Origin of the sequence: Lentzea sp. NPDC059081, assembly GCF_042738015.1 — a bacterium.
Lineage (GTDB): Bacteria > Actinomycetota > Actinomycetes > Mycobacteriales > Pseudonocardiaceae > Lentzea.
Map to the genome: position 1 here is coordinate 124,786 of NZ_JBHYGW010000011.1, position 17,555 is coordinate 142,340.

17 protein-coding genes are annotated in these 17,555 nt (G+C 72.3%); 6 read left to right on the plus strand and 11 right to left on the minus strand.

Features of this window, described 5'->3' with window-relative positions; genetic code table 11:
* Positions 1–72: 72 nt before the first annotated feature.
* The gene (locus ACFWV3_RS24475) at positions 73–546 is read left to right on the plus strand and encodes a hypothetical protein (protein WP_382413987.1); all 474 of its coding nucleotides are present in this window, start codon (positions 73–75) and stop codon (positions 544–546) included.
* A 265-nt stretch (positions 547–811) separates the two neighbouring features.
* On the opposite strand, the gene ACFWV3_RS24480 is transcribed toward ACFWV3_RS24475, so the two are convergent.
* Complete coding sequence (locus ACFWV3_RS24480; protein WP_382413989.1) at positions 812–1,027, minus strand: DUF2945 domain-containing protein; 216 nt, start codon at positions 1,025–1,027, stop codon at positions 812–814.
* A gap of 48 nt (positions 1,028–1,075) precedes the next feature.
* On the opposite strand from ACFWV3_RS24480, the gene ACFWV3_RS24485 reads away from it, so the two are divergent.
* Positions 1,076–1,402: a DUF3140 domain-containing protein gene (locus tag ACFWV3_RS24485; protein ID WP_382413991.1), complete on the plus strand. Its 327-nt coding sequence runs from the start codon at positions 1,076–1,078 to the stop codon at positions 1,400–1,402.
* Here ACFWV3_RS24485 and ACFWV3_RS24490 read toward each other — a convergent pair.
* Genes ACFWV3_RS24490 through ACFWV3_RS24515 form a run of 6 tightly spaced genes read right to left on the minus strand, consistent with a single transcriptional unit; the run spans position 1,399 to position 5,599 of the window.
* On the minus strand, positions 1,399–2,358 hold the full coding sequence (locus tag ACFWV3_RS24490) for an ROK family glucokinase (protein ID WP_382414228.1): 960 nt from the start codon (positions 2,356–2,358) through the stop codon (positions 1,399–1,401). The two genes, ACFWV3_RS24485 and ACFWV3_RS24490, sit on opposite strands and share 4 nt — an antisense overlap.
* A gap of 14 nt (positions 2,359–2,372) precedes the next feature.
* Positions 2,373–2,714, minus strand: coding sequence for a hypothetical protein (locus ACFWV3_RS24495; RefSeq protein WP_382413993.1), 342 nt, complete (start codon positions 2,712–2,714; stop codon positions 2,373–2,375).
* Between the two features lie 13 nt (positions 2,715–2,727).
* Positions 2,728–3,939, minus strand: coding sequence for an ArsA family ATPase (locus ACFWV3_RS24500; RefSeq protein ID WP_382413995.1), 1,212 nt, complete (start codon positions 3,937–3,939; stop codon positions 2,728–2,730).
* Positions 3,936–4,376 carry an SRPBCC family protein gene (locus tag ACFWV3_RS24505; RefSeq protein WP_382413996.1) on the minus strand — a complete coding sequence of 147 codons (441 nt, stop codon included), beginning with the start codon at positions 4,374–4,376 and terminating at the stop codon, positions 3,936–3,938. Before ACFWV3_RS24505 ends, ACFWV3_RS24500 begins: the two co-directional genes overlap by 4 nt.
* Before the next feature lie 23 nt (positions 4,377–4,399).
* Positions 4,400–5,188: a metallophosphoesterase gene (locus tag ACFWV3_RS24510; protein WP_382413998.1), complete on the minus strand. Its 789-nt coding sequence runs from the start codon at positions 5,186–5,188 to the stop codon at positions 4,400–4,402.
* Between the two features lie 30 nt (positions 5,189–5,218).
* A complete protein-coding gene (locus ACFWV3_RS24515; RefSeq protein ID WP_382414000.1) occupies positions 5,219–5,599 on the minus strand; it encodes a polyketide cyclase / dehydrase and lipid transport in 381 nt (126 codons plus the stop codon).
* A gap of 98 nt (positions 5,600–5,697) precedes the next feature.
* On the opposite strand from ACFWV3_RS24515, the gene ACFWV3_RS24520 reads away from it, so the two are divergent.
* Together ACFWV3_RS24520 and ACFWV3_RS24525 are read left to right on the plus strand one after the other, a co-directional pair.
* Entirely contained in the window at positions 5,698–7,494 is a 1,797-nt protein-coding gene (locus ACFWV3_RS24520; protein WP_382414001.1) for an AMP-dependent synthetase/ligase, read from the plus strand.
* Between the two features lie 247 nt (positions 7,495–7,741).
* Positions 7,742–10,603, plus strand: a complete 2,862-nt coding sequence (locus tag ACFWV3_RS24525) for a BTAD domain-containing putative transcriptional regulator (protein WP_382414003.1) — start codon at positions 7,742–7,744, stop codon at positions 10,601–10,603.
* 334 nt (positions 10,604–10,937) lie between these two features.
* On the opposite strand, the gene ACFWV3_RS24530 is transcribed toward ACFWV3_RS24525, so the two are convergent.
* The 4 genes from ACFWV3_RS24530 to ACFWV3_RS24545 all read right to left on the minus strand — a co-directional run bounded on the left by ACFWV3_RS24530 (position 10,938) and on the right by ACFWV3_RS24545 (position 15,256).
* On the minus strand, positions 10,938–12,041 hold the full coding sequence (locus ACFWV3_RS24530; RefSeq protein ID WP_382414004.1) for a glycosyltransferase family 4 protein: 1,104 nt from the start codon (positions 12,039–12,041) through the stop codon (positions 10,938–10,940).
* A gap of 9 nt (positions 12,042–12,050) precedes the next feature.
* The gene (locus ACFWV3_RS24535) at positions 12,051–12,833 is read right to left on the minus strand and encodes a hypothetical protein (protein ID WP_382414006.1); all 783 of its coding nucleotides are present in this window, start codon (positions 12,831–12,833) and stop codon (positions 12,051–12,053) included.
* A gap of 10 nt (positions 12,834–12,843) precedes the next feature.
* Positions 12,844–13,848, minus strand: coding sequence for a C40 family peptidase (locus ACFWV3_RS24540; protein ID WP_382414008.1), 1,005 nt, complete (start codon positions 13,846–13,848; stop codon positions 12,844–12,846).
* 64 nt (positions 13,849–13,912) lie between these two features.
* The gene (locus ACFWV3_RS24545; RefSeq protein WP_382414230.1) at positions 13,913–15,256 is read right to left on the minus strand and encodes an NYN domain-containing protein; all 1,344 of its coding nucleotides are present in this window, start codon (positions 15,254–15,256) and stop codon (positions 13,913–13,915) included.
* A 207-nt stretch (positions 15,257–15,463) separates the two neighbouring features.
* Here ACFWV3_RS24545 and ACFWV3_RS24550 point away from each other — a divergent pair, with 207 nt between their 5' ends.
* Positions 15,464–17,164: a DEDD exonuclease domain-containing protein gene (locus ACFWV3_RS24550; protein ID WP_382414009.1), complete on the plus strand. Its 1,701-nt coding sequence runs from the start codon at positions 15,464–15,466 to the stop codon at positions 17,162–17,164.
* A 78-nt stretch (positions 17,165–17,242) separates the two neighbouring features.
* Positions 17,243–17,530 (plus strand): Lrp/AsnC family transcriptional regulator, encoded by a 288-nt coding sequence (locus ACFWV3_RS24555; protein ID WP_045309335.1) that lies wholly within the window; start codon positions 17,243–17,245, stop codon positions 17,528–17,530.
* Positions 17,531–17,555: the final 25 nt, after the last annotated feature.

Sequence of the window (17,555 nt, forward strand, 5' to 3'; positions counted from 1 at the left end):
GACTGAGCCGACTGACGTAGCCCGCAACACTCGGCCGTCGTGCAACGATGTGGGGTCAGAGGGTTGCGGCACATGGAGAGGCTCTGGATGAACGCCCGGCGCGACTCGACCGACGGCCCCGAGAACGTCGACGAGCTCTTTGCCGAGATCGTCGCGGGTCTCGAGCGGGACGGGGTCGGCATGGACTGGCTCGGCCCCGACGAGGCGCGGCCGGAGAACGCCCACCACGTCGAGGACGACGCGGCCGACGACGTCGAGCCGGAACCGGACGACGAGCCCGAACGCCGTGCCCGTGACGACGAGGACCACTACGTGCCGCCGGAGCCGCCGCCGTTCCCGGTGCTGCGCGCCTCCACCCTCGCCGCGCTCGGCCTGTTCGTGCTCGGCATCGTCCTGCTGGTCGCCCCTGGCATCTTCGGACTGCAGCCGCGCATCGGCACCCCGCTGTCGCTGGTGGCGCTGTGCGCGGGCGTCGGCTGGCTGATCCTGCGCATGCGCAACACCCCGCCGCCGGACTCGGGCTGGGACGACGGCGCCCAGGTGTGACGCGTCACGCCGGATCCGGTAACGACGTGATAACGGCCACTCAAACCTTCAGATAACGATTCGGTCGTGCTTACCGTGTCGGGCATGGACCAGATGCAGCACCTGATGATGGCCCGCGCCATGGCCACGCTGACCAAGAAGGACGCGGAGCGCGCCAAGCGCCGCCGCCCGCGGATCCTGCGCCTGCTCGGCCGCTAGTCCCCGCACGAGTGTTCGCGGCGAGCGAACATCCCCGATCCGCTCGCCGCGAATACCTCGCTCCCGATCAGCCCTTCTTCTTGAGGGCCTCCGGCTTGTGGACGGCGTCCCGGCCGCTCTTCGCGCTCTCCACGCGGTACTGCGGCTCGTCCTCCGAGGCCTTCACCTTGCGTCCCGCCGCCTCCTTCTCCGTGGTGATCTCCTCCTTCACCTCGCCGTGCGTCGTCGAGCCGTGGCTGGACCACTCGACCTCGTCCCCCGGCTTCAAAGGGTGCTTCGTCACGAGCCCTGGGTACCCCGCTCGGACGAACCAACCCGAGCAGGAGGACCAATGGCCGACGAGAAGCAGACCCGGAAGGACTTCGGCGAGGCGGTCAACATGACCGCGGCGAAGCTGGAGGCGTGGCTGGAGACCGACGAGTCGAAGGAGGTCGGCGACAGGTCGTCGGGCGAGTCGACCGGGCACGCGTCGGGCCGGCGGATCATCGACCTGCTCAGGACGAAGAACGACGACCTGACCGACAGCGACCACCAGCACATGCGCAAGGTCGTCGGCTACGTGCACCGGCACCTCGCGCAGCGGCCCGACGGCGACGTCGAGGACAGCCGCTGGCGCTACTCGCTCATGAACTGGGGCCACGACCCCCTGAAGAACTAGGCCCGGCGCGAGTTGTTCTTCGCCATCCGGCCGGCCATCTCCCGCGCGAGCGTCGCCGCGCCCACGATCCCGGCGTCATCGCCGAGCTGCGCGGTGCGGATGCGCGCCAGCGGCCGGTGGCCCGCGCCGGTGACGACGGAGGCGTAGCGCTCGCGGGCGTCGTCGAGGAACAGCGGCGCCGAGGTCGACACCCCGCCCCCGATGACGATCACCTCGGGGTCGTAGACGTCCGCGACCAGCGCCAGGCCCTCGCCGAGCCAGCGCGCCAGGTCGGCCATCGCGCGCTTGGCCACCGGGTCGCCGTCGCGGGCAGCTCCCGCCACCCGCCGGCCGGTCACCGCGCGCGAGTCGCCGGCGGCCTCGCGGGCCAGCACGGTCGAGACGCCGGGGTGCTTGGCCAGCAGTTCCACCGCGGTCGCAGAGAGGGCCGTGCCACTGCAGTAGCGCTCCCAGCAGCCGTTCTTGCCGCACGGGCAGGGGCGGCCGTCCGGGACGACGCGCAGGTGGCCGAGCTCCGGGGCGACGCCGTGCGCACCGCGGAAGACCTCGCCGTTGAGCAGGAGCGCGGCGCCGATGCCGGTGCCGATCGCGACCAGCACCGCCGTCGAGGCACCACGGGCGGCGCCGAAGCGGTGTTCGGCGAGAGCCGCGGCGTTGGCGTCGTGTTCGAGCACGACCGGCATGCCGAGGCGGTCGCTCATGCGGTCCGCGACGTTCACCTGCCGCCACGCCAGGTGCGGCGCGAACCGGACCGTGCGCCGGTCCGAGGCGATGAACCCCGCGACGGCGAGCCCGACAGCGCTGACCGAGTGCCGGTCGGCCACCTCTTCCACGGCCGCCACGATCGCGTCCTCGAGCGCGCGCTCCCCGGCGGGGGTCGGCGCGCGCGAGGTGTCGAGCACGGACCCGCGCGGGTCCACGACCCCCGCGCGCACGCTGGTGCCCCCGATGTCCACTCCGACGGTGAGCACTAGTCGGTCTTCCTGACGACCTTGATGTGCTGCACGCGCTGACCCGCGTCCGGCGCGGGCTCGTCGGCGGGCGCGGGCGGCGCACCCGGCTCGCGCAGGGCGGCCCGCAGCACCGCGACCAGGCCCGCCGCGTGCTCGGCGGCCTTCGCGGCCAGCTCGGAGCGGTCACCCCGCAGCAGCGCCACGCCGTTGCACACCGGGCACCAGCCGCACGTCTCGGGCGTGTGCCCGCCGTCGCCCGCCTCGGCCACGCGCTGCAACCACGGCTGCATGCGCTCGGCGGCCGTGTCGAGCAGCAGCCGCAGCTCCTCGGCGAGCTTGCCCGCGTTGTCCTGGGTCATCCTCAACTCCTGATCAGCGCCACAGCGAGGGGTCGGGGCGGAACCCCACGGTCACGCCACCCGAGTCCATCTCCGCGCCGGTGACGATGCACCGCCTCAGCAGCGACGGCAGTGCCACGAGCCGGCGCCGTCCGTCGACGGTCAGCGCGAGGTCGTCGCCCACCCGCGCGAGGTCCAGCTCCGTGTCGTCGGCCAGCGGCAACGCGATCCGCAGCGAGTACCGGGCGTCGAGCCCGCGCCCGCTGCCCGACACCTCCAGCATCGACTCCGACACGGCCGCCGGCCCCGGCAGCGGGTCGGCGTCGCCGTAGAGCTGCGTGGCGACCTCCAGCAACGCCGGCACGCCGACGGGTTCGGACGCGCGGTGGTCGACCGTGCGGATCTCGCCGATGCCGGTCAGCTCCGCCAGCACCGCGTCCTGCTCGTGCCGGCGGGTCCGCAGCCACGTGGCGGCGGCACCGCGCGCGGCACCGGGCGAGGGCACCAGCCGGTTCGCGATCACGCTGTCGACGCGGATGCCCTGCAACGCGAGCGCGGTCAGGGTGCGCCGGGTCTCGGCGGCGACGACGCGTTCCGGCGTCAGCACCAGCCGCACCGAGCACGACGACGGGTCCGCGAGCATCGAGCGCAGCGCGTCCAGCCGCTCGGCGAGCCTGCTCAGCGCGTCCGCCGTCGCGTCCCACTTCTCCACGGTGCCGGTGCCCGCGACGCCCGCGAGCAGGCCGCGCACCACCCGCCGGTGGGTCGGGAAGAGCCGTTCGAGGTAGCCCGCGAACGCCTCGGGCAGCGACAGCAGCCGCAACGTCTCCGCGGTCGGCCCGCAGTCGACGACCACGACCTCCCACGGCCCGGACACCGCGAGCCGCCGCACCTCCGCGAGCGCGAGGAGCTCCTCGACGCCGGGCAGCACGGTCAGCTCCTCGGCGTCGAGCTCGTCGACGCCCGCTCCGGCGAGCACCGTGCGCAGGTGGCCGCGCAGCTCGCCCCACGCCTCGTCGACGAGGCCGCGGGGGTCGATCTGGCAGGCGAAGAGACCGTGCGCGGTGTCCACTTCGGACGGAGAGGCGCCCAGGCGGACGTCGAGGGCGTCGCCGAGCGAGTGCGCGGGATCGGTGGAGACCACGAGCGCCTTGCGGCCGTGCGCCGCGAGGGAGGCCGCCGTCGCGGCGGCCAGCGTCGTCTTGCCGACCCCGCCCTTGCCGGTGAAGAGCAGGACCTGGCTCAAGCCGCCTTCTCCGCGCGCTTCTTGAGCTCCTTGAGCGCGGTGTCGAGGATCAGCTTCTCCGCCTTGCGGCGGAACAGGCCGATCATCGGGATCACCAGCTGCACCGACAGCGTGTAGGTGACCTTGGTGCCGGTGCCGGACGGCTCCAGCACGTAGCTGCCGTGCTGCGACTTCTGCATGGTGCCTTTGACGAGGTCCCACTGCACCGACAGACCGTCGGCTGACCAGTCGTAGGCGAGGGTGTACTCGTCCTTGACGGGACCCTGGTCGATCGCGAACCGGACCTGGTCGGCGCGTCCGTCCTCGCCGGTCCCGAGGACCTCGACCTCCTTCATCCCGTTCGCCCAGTCCGGGTACGACGGGAAGTCCGCGATGATCGCCATGATCTTCTCAGGCGGCGCGTCGATGACGATGGACTGAGTGGACTCGTCGGCCATGTCTGAGGAGGTTACTCGCGTCTTTACCAGTTGAGGACGTGAGGCTTGCCGCTGCGCTGGAAGTGCCCGACGTTGACGCACTCGGTGAAGCCGATCCGGACGCGCCTGGCCAACGGCTGGTGCACGTGCCCGAACACCGACCAGCGCGGCCGTTCGCGCACGATCTTGTCCAGGGCGGGCCGCGAGCCCCACTCGGGACGGCGCGCCACCACGTCGTAGGTCAGCTCCGGGACGTGCGGCGGGATGTGCGTGCAGAGCACGTCGACCCGGCCCATCCGCTCCAGCGCCGCCGTCATGTCCTCCTCCGTGCGCAGGTACGGGAACCACGGCGCGTTCGGGTTGCGGACCTGTCCCGGCACCGCCAGCCCGCCGCCCGCGAACCCGAACCGCAGGCCGCCGATCTCCGCCGACTCGCCGTCGAGGACGTGCACGCCGACGCCCGCGAACTGCGGCCACAGGTGCGGACTGTCCACATTGCCCGGTGTCGCGTACGTCGGGGAGGACATCGCCGCGAACAACGCGCTGTACTGCTCCAGCACCGCTTCTTCCACGATGGAGCGCGCGTCGGCGAGACCGTCCCACAGCGACCGGATGTAGCTCGCGGTGTCGGCGCGCCGGGTGCCGCGCCGCATCTCCGCGAAGATCCCGACCTTCTCCGGCCCGAAGACGCGGCCGAGGATGCCCTTGGAGTGGTCGTGGTAGTCGACGAAGTCGATCAGGTCGCCGAGCACGACGAGGGCGTCGGCACCCTCACCGGCGCGCGCGAGCGCCTCCGCGTTGCCGTGCACATCGGAAACCACGTGAACCCGCACGGTTCCAACTTAGTTGAAGTCTTGGCAAGATCACGGCAGCGGCGGGCAGCCGGCGGGACGGCCGTCCTCCAGCGTGAGCTTGAGGCCCAGCGCGACGGACTTCGCGTCGAGCTGGCGGCGTTGCACCTCTCGGCGGGCGTGGCGCGGTGAGAGCGACCCAGTGGGCGGATCAGCGCGGAGGAAGTAGTGCAGCAAGGTGCCGTCGAGCATCGGTTCGAGCCAGATCTCCATGGTGCCCACGAGCGCGCCGCCGACCGTCCAGCGCAGTCCCTCGTCCCCGCGGTTCGCGTAGACGTCCAGCTCGAGATCGGGCCAGAACCCGCGCCACGACCCCGGCGCGGCGAAGGCCGCCGCGACCACGTGCGGCGGTACCGCCAGGAAAGTCTCGTCCACCACATCGACGCTGGCCATGGGGACAAAAGGTAACGGAAGGGCGTACCAACCTTTGTATCGCCGGAATCACACGCTAAGTTTCCCCACCAGTAACAAAACACCGTACGGAGGTTGACGTGCGCGAGTTCAGCGTCCCCGCCACCGCCGAAGTGGCTCCGGAGGAGAACCTCACCGACATGGTGTGGGCCAACGCGGAACGCTTCGGCAACGCCGTCAGCTTCCGCCGGCAGGTCGACGGCACCTGGGTGGACATCACCGCGCGTGATTTCGCCGCGCAGGTCATGGCCGTCGCGAAGGGCCTGGTAGCGGCCGGCATCGAGCTCGGCGACCGGGTCGGCCTGGTCTCCAAGACCCGCTACGAGTGGTCGTTGCTCGACTTCGCCATCTGGGCGGCGGGCGGCGTCGTGGTGCCGATCTACGAGACGTCGTCGGCTGACCAGATCGAGTGGATCCTGTCCGACTCCGGCGCCAAAGCCGTCTTCGTCGAGGCGTCCTCGCACCGCGCGCTGGTCGACGACGTCGTCGGCAAGCTGCCCGAGCTGCGGCACGTGTGGCAGATCGAGGGCTCGGCCGCCGCGGTCGACGAGCTGACGGCGCTGGGCGCCGAGATCACCGACGAGCAGGTGCACGAGCGCCGCGCGCAGGCCAAGGCCGACCACACGGCCACGCTGGTCTACACGTCCGGCACCACCGGCCGTCCCAAGGGCTGCACGCTGACGCATCGCAACCTCGTGTCCGAGGTGCGGTCGGCGCTGTCGCGGTTCCCCGAGATCCTCGCCGCGGGCAACTCGCTGCTGCTGTTCCTGCCGCTCGCGCACATCCTGGCCAGGGCCCTGGCGCTGGCCTGCGTGTACTCCCGCGTGACGCTGGGCCACACCGCGGACGTGAAGAACCTCGTCGACGACCTCGGCCAGTTCCGCCCGACGTTCGTCGTCGCGGTGCCGCGCGTGTTCGAGAAGGTCTACAACGGCGCGAAGCAGAAGGCGCACGCCGGCGGCAAGGGCAAGATCTTCGACGCCGCCGAGGCGACGTCGGTCGCGTACTCGAGCGCCCTCGACAACGGCGGTCCCGGCCTCGGCCTGCGGCTCAAGCACGCGGTGTTCGACAAGCTGGTGTTCGCGAAGCTGCGCGCGGCGCTCGGCGGCCGGGCGGTCGCGGCGGTCTCCGGCGGCGCGCCGCTGGGCGACCGGCTGTCGCACTTCTTCCGCGGCGCGGGCATCCCCGTCTACGAGGGCTACGGCCTGACGGAGACGTCGGCGGCGGCGTGCGTGACGTTCCGCGGCTCCGAGAAGGTCGGCACGGTCGGCCTGCCGGTGCCGGGCACGTCGGTGCGGATCGCCGAGGACGGCGAGATCCTGATCAAGGGCGACATCGTCTTCACCGGCTACTGGAACAACGAGGCCGCCACCAAGGAGGCCCTCGAGGACGGCTGGTTCCACACCGGCGACATCGGCGAGCTCGACTCCGACGGCTACCTCAAGATCACGGGCCGCAAGAAGGAGATCATCGTCACCGCCGGTGGCAAGAACGTCTCCCCCGCGCAGCTCGAGGACCGCATCCGGGCGCACCCGCTGATCTCGCAGTGCATGGTCGTCGGCGACAAGCAGCCGTTCATCGGCGCGCTGATCACCATCGACCCGGAGTTCTTCCCGTCGTGGAAGGAGTCGCACGGCAAGCCGGAGTCCGCGAAGGTCCCCGACCTGATCGAGGACGCCGACCTGCTCGCGGAGATCCAGGCCGTGGTCGACGAGGCGAACAAGTCGGTGTCGAAGGCGGAGGCGATCCGCAAGTTCCGCGTGCTGCCGGTCGACTTCACCGAGGCGGGCGGCGAGATGACGCCGTCGCTGAAGCTGAAGCGGTCCGTCGTGGCGACGACGTACGCGTCGGACATCGACGCGATCTACGCGAAGTAGTTCCCGGAGTACGCGAAAGGCCCAGGAGCTGAGAGAGAGCTCCTGGGCCTTTCGACCCCCAGCGATCGTGATCCGCGGAGACTCCGCCGAACCCGAGAAGTTTGTCGCCCCGGCCCCCCGACCGGGACATGTGGAAGATTGCCGTACGGCGCTGACGTTTCGCTGACGCGTCGATGTCACTCCGCGACAGCACGCCAATAGGCTGTCGGGCAGAGGGGGATCATCCGGCGATCACGAGGGGAAGGCGATGGCTCCGGGTCCGCAGTTCCGGCTGCTCGGCCCGATGGAGGTGCGCCCTGCCGGTGCGCCGGTGGTGCTCCGCGCGGGCAAGCACAGAGCGTTGCTGGCGACGTTGCTGCTGCGGCCGAACCGCGTCGTTCCCGTGACGGAACTCGTCGAGCACGTGTGGGGTGACGCTCCCCCTGCGCGCACGCGTGGCACGGTGCAGACGTACGTGATGCGGTTGCGCGCGGCGTTGGGCGACCCGTCGCTGATCCAGACCGCGACTGACGGATATCGCATGCGTGTCGACCCGTTGGCCGTGGACGTGCACCGGTTCGCCGACGCCGCCGCCCGTGGACGTGCCGCCGTCGCCGCCGACGACCTGACGGCCGCGCGGAAAGCGTTTGCCGAGGCGTTGGAGCTGTGGCGCGGACCGGTGCTGTCGGACGTGCCGTCGGAGACGTTGTACGCCGAGCACGCGCCACGCCTGACGGAACTGCTCATGACGGTGCACGAGCAGAGAGTCGACGTGGAGCTGGCGCTGGGCAACCACGCGGACCTCGTGCCGGAGCTGTTCGGGCTGACGCGGGACCACCCGTTGCGCGAACGGTTCTGGGCGCAGCTGATGCTGGCGCTGTACCGCAGCAGCAGGCAGGCGGAGGCGTTGGAGGCGTTCCGGCAGCTCGACCGGACGCTCGACGAGCAGCTGGGCATCGACCCGTCCGCGGAGCTGCGGTCGTTGCACCAGGCGATCCTGGTGGGGGCGCCGGAGCTGGCGGCGCCGGTGCCGGCGCGCGAGCCCGAGCTGGGGCCGGCGACGCCGATGCGGCTGCCGGACGACATCACGGACTTCACCGGCCGCGTCCGGACCGTCGAGCGGATCTCCGGGCTGGTCACGGGCGCGGCGGTGCCGATCGTGACGCTCGCGGGACCGCCGGGGGTGGGCAAGACGACGCTGGCGGTGCACGTGGCGCACCTGCTGCGGGACCGGTTCCCCGACGGGCAGCTGTACGTCGACCTGCGCGGGTACTCGCTGGGGCCGCCGGCGGACGGGATGGACGTGCTGTCGCGGTTCCTGCGCGCGCTCGGCGTGCCGCCGGACGAGATCCCGGCCGACGCGGACGAGCAGAGCACGGTGCTGCGGTCGTTGCTGTCGGGCCGGCGGATGCTGCTGGTGCTGGACAACGCCGCCGCGCCGGACCAGGTGCGGCCGCTGCTGCCGGGCACGGCGTCGTGCCGCGTGATCGTGACGTCGCGCGACGACCTGCGCGGGCTGATCGCGATGAACGGCGCCCGGACCGTGCCGGTGGACGTGTTCTCGCCGGACGAGTCGGCCGCGTTGCTGGCCACGCTGCTCGGACCGGGCGACCACGCGGAGCTGGCGGCCCGGTGCGGGCACCTGCCGCTGGCGTTGCGGGTGGCGGCGGCGTACCTGGCGGGCCGCGGCGGCGAGACGATCGATGGCTCGCCGATCGAGCTGGCCTACGCCGCCCTGCCGCCGGCGCCGCAACGCCTGTTCCGGCTGCTGTCGCTGGTGCCGGGCCCGGACTTCACGGCGGAGGCCGCCTCCGCGCTGGCCGACACCGACGCCGAGGGCCTGCTGACGGTGCTGGAGATCGCCCGCCTGGTGGTGTCGCCCGCTCCCGGCCGCTACCGGCTCCACGACGAGCTGGTCCGCTACGCCGCCGCGGTGCGCGAGGAGTCGGACAGCCCTGCCGACCAGGAGCTCGCCTGGACCGCCCTGCTGAACCACTACCTGCGCGGCGTGGAGCGGTGCGCCGAGCTCCTCTACCCCGGCATCGTCCGCCTGCCGACGACACCCACGGGCCCGGCACCGCGCATCCCCGGCGCCGCGGAGGCCCTGGTGTGGCTCGACGCGGAACGCCCGAACCTGGCCGCCGCCATCCGGCACGCCGCCGAACACGGCCCGGCCCCGATGGCCTGGCAGCTGGCCGACGCACTGCGCGGCTACCTGTGGATCGGCCAGCACGTGGGTGAGTGGCTGGCCACGGCCCACCACGCCCTGGCGGCCGCTTCGGCAGGCGCGCACCGCCCCGCCGAGGCGGCCATGCACGCGAACCTCGGCACCCTCTACCTGCGCCTGGGCGAGTACGCCCTCTCCGTGCAGCACCACGACCACGCCATCGAGCTGTACCGGGCGCTCGGCGACAAGGACGCCGAGGCGAGCGTGCTGAACAACCTCAGCCTCGTGCACCGCCGCTCGGGAGAGCTGGGCCTGGCCAAGGACGCCCTGGTCCGCTGCCTGGCCATGCTGCGCTCGGCGGACAGCATCAGCACCGGCCTGTACAACCTCGGCCAGCTCTCCATCGAGCTCGGCGAGGTCGACGGCGCCGTCGAACACTTCTCCCAGGCCCTCGCCCTCGCCCCCAACGCCGACAGCCACGCCTACCTGGGCATGGCCCTGCGCCTGCAGGGCCGCCTGGTCGAGGCCCGCGCCCACCTCGACCGAGCCCTGGAGCTCGGCAACGTCCCCGCCGGCGACGCCGAGGCCCTCGACAACCTGGCCGCCCTGGAACTGGCCGAGGGCAACCCGGAAGCCGCCCTGACGTTCGCCACCCGAGCCCTGTCGCTGGTGGCCGACGGCGGCGACCAGCAGGTGGCGACGTCCGCACGGATCACGCTCGGCGAGATCCGCCGGGCCATGTCCGAGCTGGAGCCGGCGGCGGCGCTGTTCGAGCAGGCCCTCGCGACGGCGCGGCGGATCGGGTACGCCTCGGGCGAGGTCCGGGCGTTGATCAGCTTGGCGTTGGTGTGGCGCGACCTGTCTCGGCCGTCGGAGTCGCGTGCGGCTGTGGAGGAGGCGGTGCGGCGCAGTGCCGAGTTGGGTCTGCGCGCGCTGGAGAACCGGGCTCGCGCCCTCGCCTGACGTGCCGCGCGATATCCGATATATCGCATATTGGAGAGTCGGCGTCGTCGCCTCGGTCTACGTCAATAGGTGACGACGACATCCGCGACAGAGGCGACGACGGCAACGTCCGCGACAACGGCGACGACGACGTCCGCGACGGCGACCGCGACGACCGCGACGCATTGTTCGTGCCGCGCACCGCAAACAACACCGGTGACAACGTTGTCATCTGCGTCGAGGTCGTCGAACCCCGCCGATCAGCTCAGCCGTCGCCGAATCCAAGCCACCACCGAATCCAATCCACCACCGAATCGCAGCCGATATATCGCGTATTGGATATCGGACGCCGACGTCAGCCGATGAGCCCCTCGAGGCGGTGCGCCAGCTGGTCCCACCGCCAGTGGTCGCTCACCCACTCCCGCCCGGCGCGCCCCATCTTCGCCGCCATCCCGGGGTCGGCGAGCAGTGCCGCGACGCGCTCGGCGACGTCCTCGACGTCGCGGCCGTCGACGATGTTGCCGGTGGTGCCGTTGAGGACGGTCTCCGGTGCGCCGCCGGACCGGCCGGCCACGACGGGCAGGCCCGTGGCCGAGGCCTCCAGGTAGACGATGCCGAGTCCTTCGACGTCGAGGCCTCGGCCTCGGGTGCGGCACGGCATCGCGAAGACGTCGCCGGCGTTGTAGTGCGCGGGCAGCTCCTCCCACGGGACCGAGCCGGTCAGCACCACGTCGGGGTTGCCGGCGGCCAGCTTCTCGAGCGTGCCGCGGTACGGGCCGCCGCCGACGATCAGCAGGGCGGCGTCGGGCACCGAGCGCTGGATCAGCGGTAGGGCGCGGATCAGGACATCTTGACCCTTGCGCGGCACCAGGCGGGACACGCACACGACCACCGGGCGGTCGCCCAGGCCGTGGCGGCGGCGGATCTCGGCTCTGGCGGCGGGGTCCGGGCGGTACAGGTCGGTGTCCACACCGGACGGCAGGTGCTCCAGGGCCGCCATCGCGCCGAACGCCGCGGCGAAGCGGGAGCGGGTGTACTTGCTGACGTACGTCACCACGTCCACACCGGACCCGATGGCCCGCAGGGCCTGGCGCGCCACGGGCAGCATCGACCAGCCGACCTCGTGGCCGTGCGTGGAGGCGACGGCCCGGCTCAGGCCGAGGGACGGTGCCAGCAGCGCCAGCGGTGCCGCCGCGCCGAACCACGCCGCCTCGCACGACTCGGCGCGGGCGATGTCGCGGGCGCGGGCCAGGACGTCGGGCGTCGGCAGCATCAGCGACGTCGGATGCCGCACCACCGGGAACGGCTGGCGCGCGTCGAACTCCTCCGCGCCCTTCCACTTCGGCGCGTACACGACGAGCGAGTCGGCCGGCAGGCGTGTCGCCAACGCGTGCAGGTAGGACTGGATGCCACCGGGGCGGGGAGGGAAGTCGTTGGTCACCAGCAAGGTTCGGCGCACGGGCCAACGCTATCCGATGCTCTTGCGCAGGAACTCGCGCCAGCCCGGCACGTCGACGTCGTCGAGGTCCACAGCGGACATCGACGCGTGCTGCAGGAAGAAGTCGACGACGCCGCGCTCCCCCAGCGTCGACTCCAGGTAGACCATGATCGAGTACGCCTGCTGGTAGGCGAGGTCGCGGCCCGGGCCGCCGAAGTCGGTGGGCAGCGCCGTGACGTTCGAGGTGAGGGCCGGCGCGGCCTGGCGCAGCGACAGCCCCAGGCCGTGGAACGCCACCCAGTCCGCGAAGCCCTCGACCAGCCAGAGCGGGGCCGCGTCGGAGGTCAGGTCGCGCGTCGCCACGTGGGTGATCTCGTGCCGCAGCAGCACCCGCAGTTCCAGGTCGGTCAACGCGGTCGCGCGCGTCCGGTTGAGCACCACCCACTGCCCGGCCCCGTCGCGGATCGCGATGCCGGCCATGTCCGCGAACGCCGGTCCGACGAGCCCCACCAGCTCCGGCTCGGACGACGGGACGACGACGTCGACGCGCTTCAGCCAGGCGACCTGCGTCGAACCGATATCCAATATATCGGCGACGCCGCCGACGGACTCGTCCAGCACCGACGACGCCCTCGACGCCAACTCCCCGTCGCAGGAACTGCTGGTCACCGTGCCCGACGACGTCGTCAGCACCGTCGGTTCGCAGCGCACGGGCTCGGTCGGCCGCACCTCGCCGGGCCGGGTCGCGACGGTCAGGCCGAGCAGGAACGTCATGGCGACCGTGATCGCCAGCAACGTCCGGAGGTGCTTCACCGGCGCAACGCTAGCCCTCGATGCGCCGGATGGCCGCGATCGGCCCGATGGCGTCGATGGGCGCGATCTTCACCGGCTGGCCCTCGGTCGAGGCGTGGACGGCGCGCGCGTTGTCGACCGCGATGGCGACGTGCGAGCGGCTGGCGTTGAAGACGATCAGGTCACCGGCGCGGACCTCGCCGCGCCCCACCGGGCGTCCGATCGCGGCCTGGCCGCCGGACGTGCGCGGGATGGCGATCCCCGCCGCCGCGTAGGCCTTCATCGTCAACCCGGCGCAGTCCCAGCCGCCGGGCCCGGTGCCGCCGTAGCGGTAGTCGTCCCCACGTCGGCCCAGCGCGTACGCCAGCGCCTGCCCGGCCATTCCCGCGGGCACGCTCACCGCCGACCGGTCGCCCGGATCGCCCAGCTGCGCCACGACGGGGGCCGGCAACCGCGTCAGCGCCGTCCGCACCTCGCCGATCTGGGCCTGCAACGCGCGGTTGCGCCCGTCGAGATCGGCCTTGAGCTGCTCTGCCGACGCGGCGGCTTCGGCGGCACGGGACCGGGCGGACTCCGCGACCTGGTGCGCCTGACGGGCCTTCTCCACCGCGCCGGACAGCCTGGCCAGCGACTCGGCCCTGTCGGTCGCGAGGATCCGCATCATCTCCAGGCGGTTCAGGAAGTCCTGCTGCGAGTCCGCGACGAGCAGCGCCGACAGCTGGTTGAACCGGGCGCCCTCGAACGACGCCTGGGTGATCAGGTCGACCTGGCCGCGGAAGTCGTTCTCGTCGGCCTTGGCCTGCCGCTCGATCTGCTGCGCCGCCACCACGGTGGCGCTCGCGCGGTCGAGCTCCGCGCGGCGCTGGACGAGGTCCTCCTGCGCGCGCAGCACTTCCTCGTTGAGCTTCGTCGCCTGCGCTGTCAGGTCCGCGTACGCGCGTGCCGGATCAGCCGGCTGGGCGGCTAACGACACGGCAGGAGTGGCCGAGAGCAGCACGACGACAGCCAGGAAACCACGGGTGAGCTTGAGCGACATTTGCCGCCGATCCCCTTCGCCAGAACAAGACCGCCAAGATCGACCGCGTCAGGCTACCGGGTGATCAAACACGCCCGAGACGGGCCAGCAACACGGCGGACGGCACCGGGTGCGCACCACGCCGGCGCACCGAGTCCGCGACCGCACGGTCCGACGTCACCACCACCACGGGCCGGCCCTCGGGCTCTGCGGTGACCAGCGCACGAATCACGTCATCAGCCAAAACACCGGGATCGCTGAAAAGCACGCGCACGCCACGAGGGGCCGCCGCGGGCACGGCCACCACCCCAGCGCCGTCGAACACCAACGTCACCTCGGCGCCCGTGCGTGCCGCGAGCACCGCGAGCTGGTGCACGAGCCGGTCGCGCTGATCCGACAGCGACAGTTCCGGATAGCCGGTCTTCGTGACGTTGTAGCCGTCCACCACCAGGTGCACGGCGGGCAACGCCAGCAGCCGGTCGAGCGCCGCCGGGTCCTCGACGCGCCCCACGGTCCCCTGCGACGCGCTGGCGCCGCGCACGAGGTCGGCCGGACGGGGACCGGAGCCACCGAGGGCCAGCTCGCGGCGCAGGCCCGTGACGGCGCCGTCGAGGGTGTCGACGAGCAACGCCAGCCGCACCTCGTCCGCCTGTCTGGCCTCCCGCGCGGACTGGCGCGCGACCTCGGCGTCCGCGATGGCCCGCTGCGCCTTGCCACGCTCGGTCTCCGCGCGTTCCCGCTCGCGGTCGCGTTCGGCGGTGAGGCGCTTGACCTCGTCGGAGGCGCGCTCCTGGATCTTGTCCACCTCGGTCGCGGCGGCCTCGGCGGCGTCCTTGGCCTCGCGCAGCTTCACGCCCTGCTCGCGCAACCGCTTGCGCAGGCGTTCCAGCTCGATCTCGGCGTCGGCGCGGACGCGTTCGGCGGCGCTGCCGAGCTGGCTGCGTTCGGACCGCAACCGCTCCAGCTCGCCCTCCATCCGCTCCGCCCGCACGACGGCCGCGTCGCGCTCGGCCCGCAGCGTCGCGTCCCCGACGCGCCGTGACACCAGCTCCACGTAGTGCGGCGCGACCTCGTCGCCGGTCAGCACCGCCGCGGCGGCCGCCGTCACCGGGTCCGGCGCGGTCACCTCCAGCGTCGACGGCCGGTTCTTGCGCAGCCACTCCACGACGGCCGTGCGGAAGTTCGCGGAGTCCCGCAGCCCCGCCACGACCTGGGCGCCGCCCAGCCGCGCGCGCTTGGTAGGGGCGAACTTCGCCACCGGCCGCAGGTGCTGCGGCACGTCGACCTTCGCCATCTCCCCCAACGCGTCCGCGCCCAGCTCCGCGAGCCTCACCCGCAACGGCTCCGGCAGAGCCGACCAGTCCACAGCGGACTCGTCCGCGGACTCACCTGCCTCGTCGGCTGGCTGGTCGGTCTCTGGCTCGGGCATCGGGTCGGGCACCCACACAGGCTAGAGCCCCCGCACTCGAGCAGCGCACGGACATCTCCGCCCGCGGGAACAACGATCAGGACAAGATCACCTGAGACCACTCCAATGGAGCAACGGCAGGTCAAGGTGCCTGTGGAGGACCACGGACGGCATCCTGGAAACGATCGGCGCCGAAAATTGTCAGACCCCGCCGCTACGGTCGGCGCCGTGACCGGACAACTGTCCTTCGACGAGCTCGGGACGCCCCTGCGCGACACGACCTTCGTGGTCTTCGACCTGGAGACGACGGGCGGCAGCGCCGAGGAGGACGCCGTCACCGAGATCGGCGCGGTGAAGATCAGGGCCGGTGAGGTGCTCGGCGAGTTCGGGACGCTGGTCGACCCGGAGCGCGGCATCCCGCCGATGGTCGCCCAGCTGACCGGCATCACGCAGCTGATGGTCACGGGTGCGCCGACGATGAGGACGGTCCTGCCCGCGTTCCTCGAGTTCGCCGAGGGAGCGGTGCTGGTGGCGCACAACTCCGGCTTCGACGTCGGCTTCATGAAGGCGGCCTGCGAGCGCCACGGCTACCGGTGGCCCAAACCGCCGGTGGTGTGCACGGTGAAGCTGGCCCGGCGCGTGCTGAGCCGCGACGAGGCCCCGTCCTGCCGTCTGTCGGCCCTCTCCGACCTCTTCCACACGTCGACCAAGCCCACGCACCGCGCGCTCGCCGACGCCAAGACGACCGTCGAGGTGCTGCACTCCCTGCTGGAGCGCGTCGGCAACGTCGGCGTGCACTCCCTGGAAGAGCTGCTGGCGTACCTGCCGGAGGTCACCCCGGAACAACGCCGCAAGCGTTCGCTTGCCGCCCACCTGCCGTCCAAGCCTGGCGTCTACCTCTTCCGCGGCCCCAAGGAAGAAGTGCTCTACGTCGGCACGGCGTCGGACCTGCGCCGCCGCGTGCGCCAGTACTTCACCGCCAGCGAGGGCCGTCGCCGGCTGCGCGAGATGGTGGCGCTGGCGGTCCGCGTCGACGCCGTGGAGTGCGCGCACCCCCTGGAAGCCGAGGTCAGGGAGCTCCGCCTCTTACGCGCCCACCGCCCCGCCTACAACCGCCGCTCGAAGAACCCGCACCACGCGTGGTGGCTCGTCCTGACCGACGAGGCGTTCCCCCGGCTGTCGCTGGTCAGGACCCCGAAGGACGGCGCACTGGGCCCGTTCCGCACCCGCCAGGCGGCCGAGTCGGTCGCGGACGCCCTGCTGGACGCCGTCCCGCTGCGCTCCTGCAAGATCAAGATCCCGGCGACGAACCAGCGCGCGTCCCCCTGCGCCCTGGCCGAGCTGGGCCGCTGCCAGGCCCCGTGCGCGGGCCACCAGACCGTCGAGCAGTACTCCCCTGCGGTCGTGGCGGTCCAGGACCTCGTCGTCGGCCGCAGCGCCGACCCGCTGCGCACCCTCATCACCCAGCTCGGCGGCCTCGCCTCCGCCGAACGCTTCGAGGAGGCCGCCCGCCGCCGCGACCGCCTCGCGGGCCTGGTCCGCTCCCTCGACCGGGCCCAGCGCCTCGCCGCTCTCGCCGCCCTGCCGCAACTGGTGGCCGCTCGCCCGGACCGGGAGGGCGGCTGGCAGTTCTCCGTCGTCCGCTACGGCCGGCTCGCCTCCGCCGGCGTCGCCCCCCGCGGCACCCGCCCGATGCCCGTGGTGGACGCGCTGGTCGCCGCCGCGGAGACCGTCGTGCCGACCGCCGGACCGCTGCGGGGTGCGCCACCCGAGGAGACGGGCGTGGTGCTGCGCTGGCTCGACCAGCCCGGCACCCGGCTCGTCTACGCGGACGAGCCGTGGTCCTCCCCCGCCGGTGCCGCGGCCGCGTGGGTGCCGTGGGCCGAGCAGGCCGCGGGTGCCCGCCCGGTCCACGACCACTGGAACTGACCCGGCGAGTCACGCCGGTGATCAGCGGGTAGGGCAGACTACGGGGGCTTCACCCACCCGAGACCCGAGGAGGACGCCGTGGTCACCGCCATCGTGCTGATCCAGGCCGCCGCCGAGCGCATTCCCGAGGCCGCGCAGGAGATCGCCGACATCGACGGAGTCACGGAGGTGTACTCCTGCGCGGGCGACGTCGACCTGATCGCGCTGGTGCGGGTCAGCAAGCACGAGGACCTCGCCGCGCTGGTGCCCGGCAAGATCAGCAAGGTCGCGGGCGTGCTGAACACCGACACGCACATCGCGTTCCGCAGCTACTCGAAGCGCGACGACGAGGCGGCGTTCGCCATCGGCCTCGACGACGCCCAGTAGGAACCCCGGCAACGCGAAAGGCCCC

Excerpts from the sequence above, each read along its gene's own strand:
- ACFWV3_RS24540 (WP_382414008.1), bottom strand. The coding sequence starts at position 13,848 with ATGTCGCTCAAGCTCACCCGTGGTTTCCTGGCTGTCGTCGTGCTGCTC.
- ACFWV3_RS24475 (WP_382413987.1), top strand. The coding sequence starts at position 73 with ATGGAGAGGCTCTGGATGAACGCCCGGCGCGACTCGACCGACGGCCCC.
- ACFWV3_RS24525 (WP_382414003.1), top strand. The coding sequence starts at position 7,742 with ATGGCTCCGGGTCCGCAGTTCCGGCTGCTCGGCCCGATGGAGGTGCGC.
- ACFWV3_RS24495 (WP_382413993.1), bottom strand. The coding sequence starts at position 2,714 with ATGACCCAGGACAACGCGGGCAAGCTCGCCGAGGAGCTGCGGCTGCTG.
- ACFWV3_RS24515 (WP_382414000.1), bottom strand. The coding sequence starts at position 5,599 with ATGGCCAGCGTCGATGTGGTGGACGAGACTTTCCTGGCGGTACCGCCG.
- ACFWV3_RS24485 (WP_382413991.1), top strand. The coding sequence starts at position 1,076 with ATGGCCGACGAGAAGCAGACCCGGAAGGACTTCGGCGAGGCGGTCAAC.
- ACFWV3_RS24545 (WP_382414230.1), bottom strand. The coding sequence starts at position 15,256 with ATGCCCGAGCCAGAGACCGACCAGCCAGCCGACGAGGCAGGTGAGTCC.
- ACFWV3_RS24505 (WP_382413996.1), bottom strand. The coding sequence starts at position 4,376 with ATGGCCGACGAGTCCACTCAGTCCATCGTCATCGACGCGCCGCCTGAG.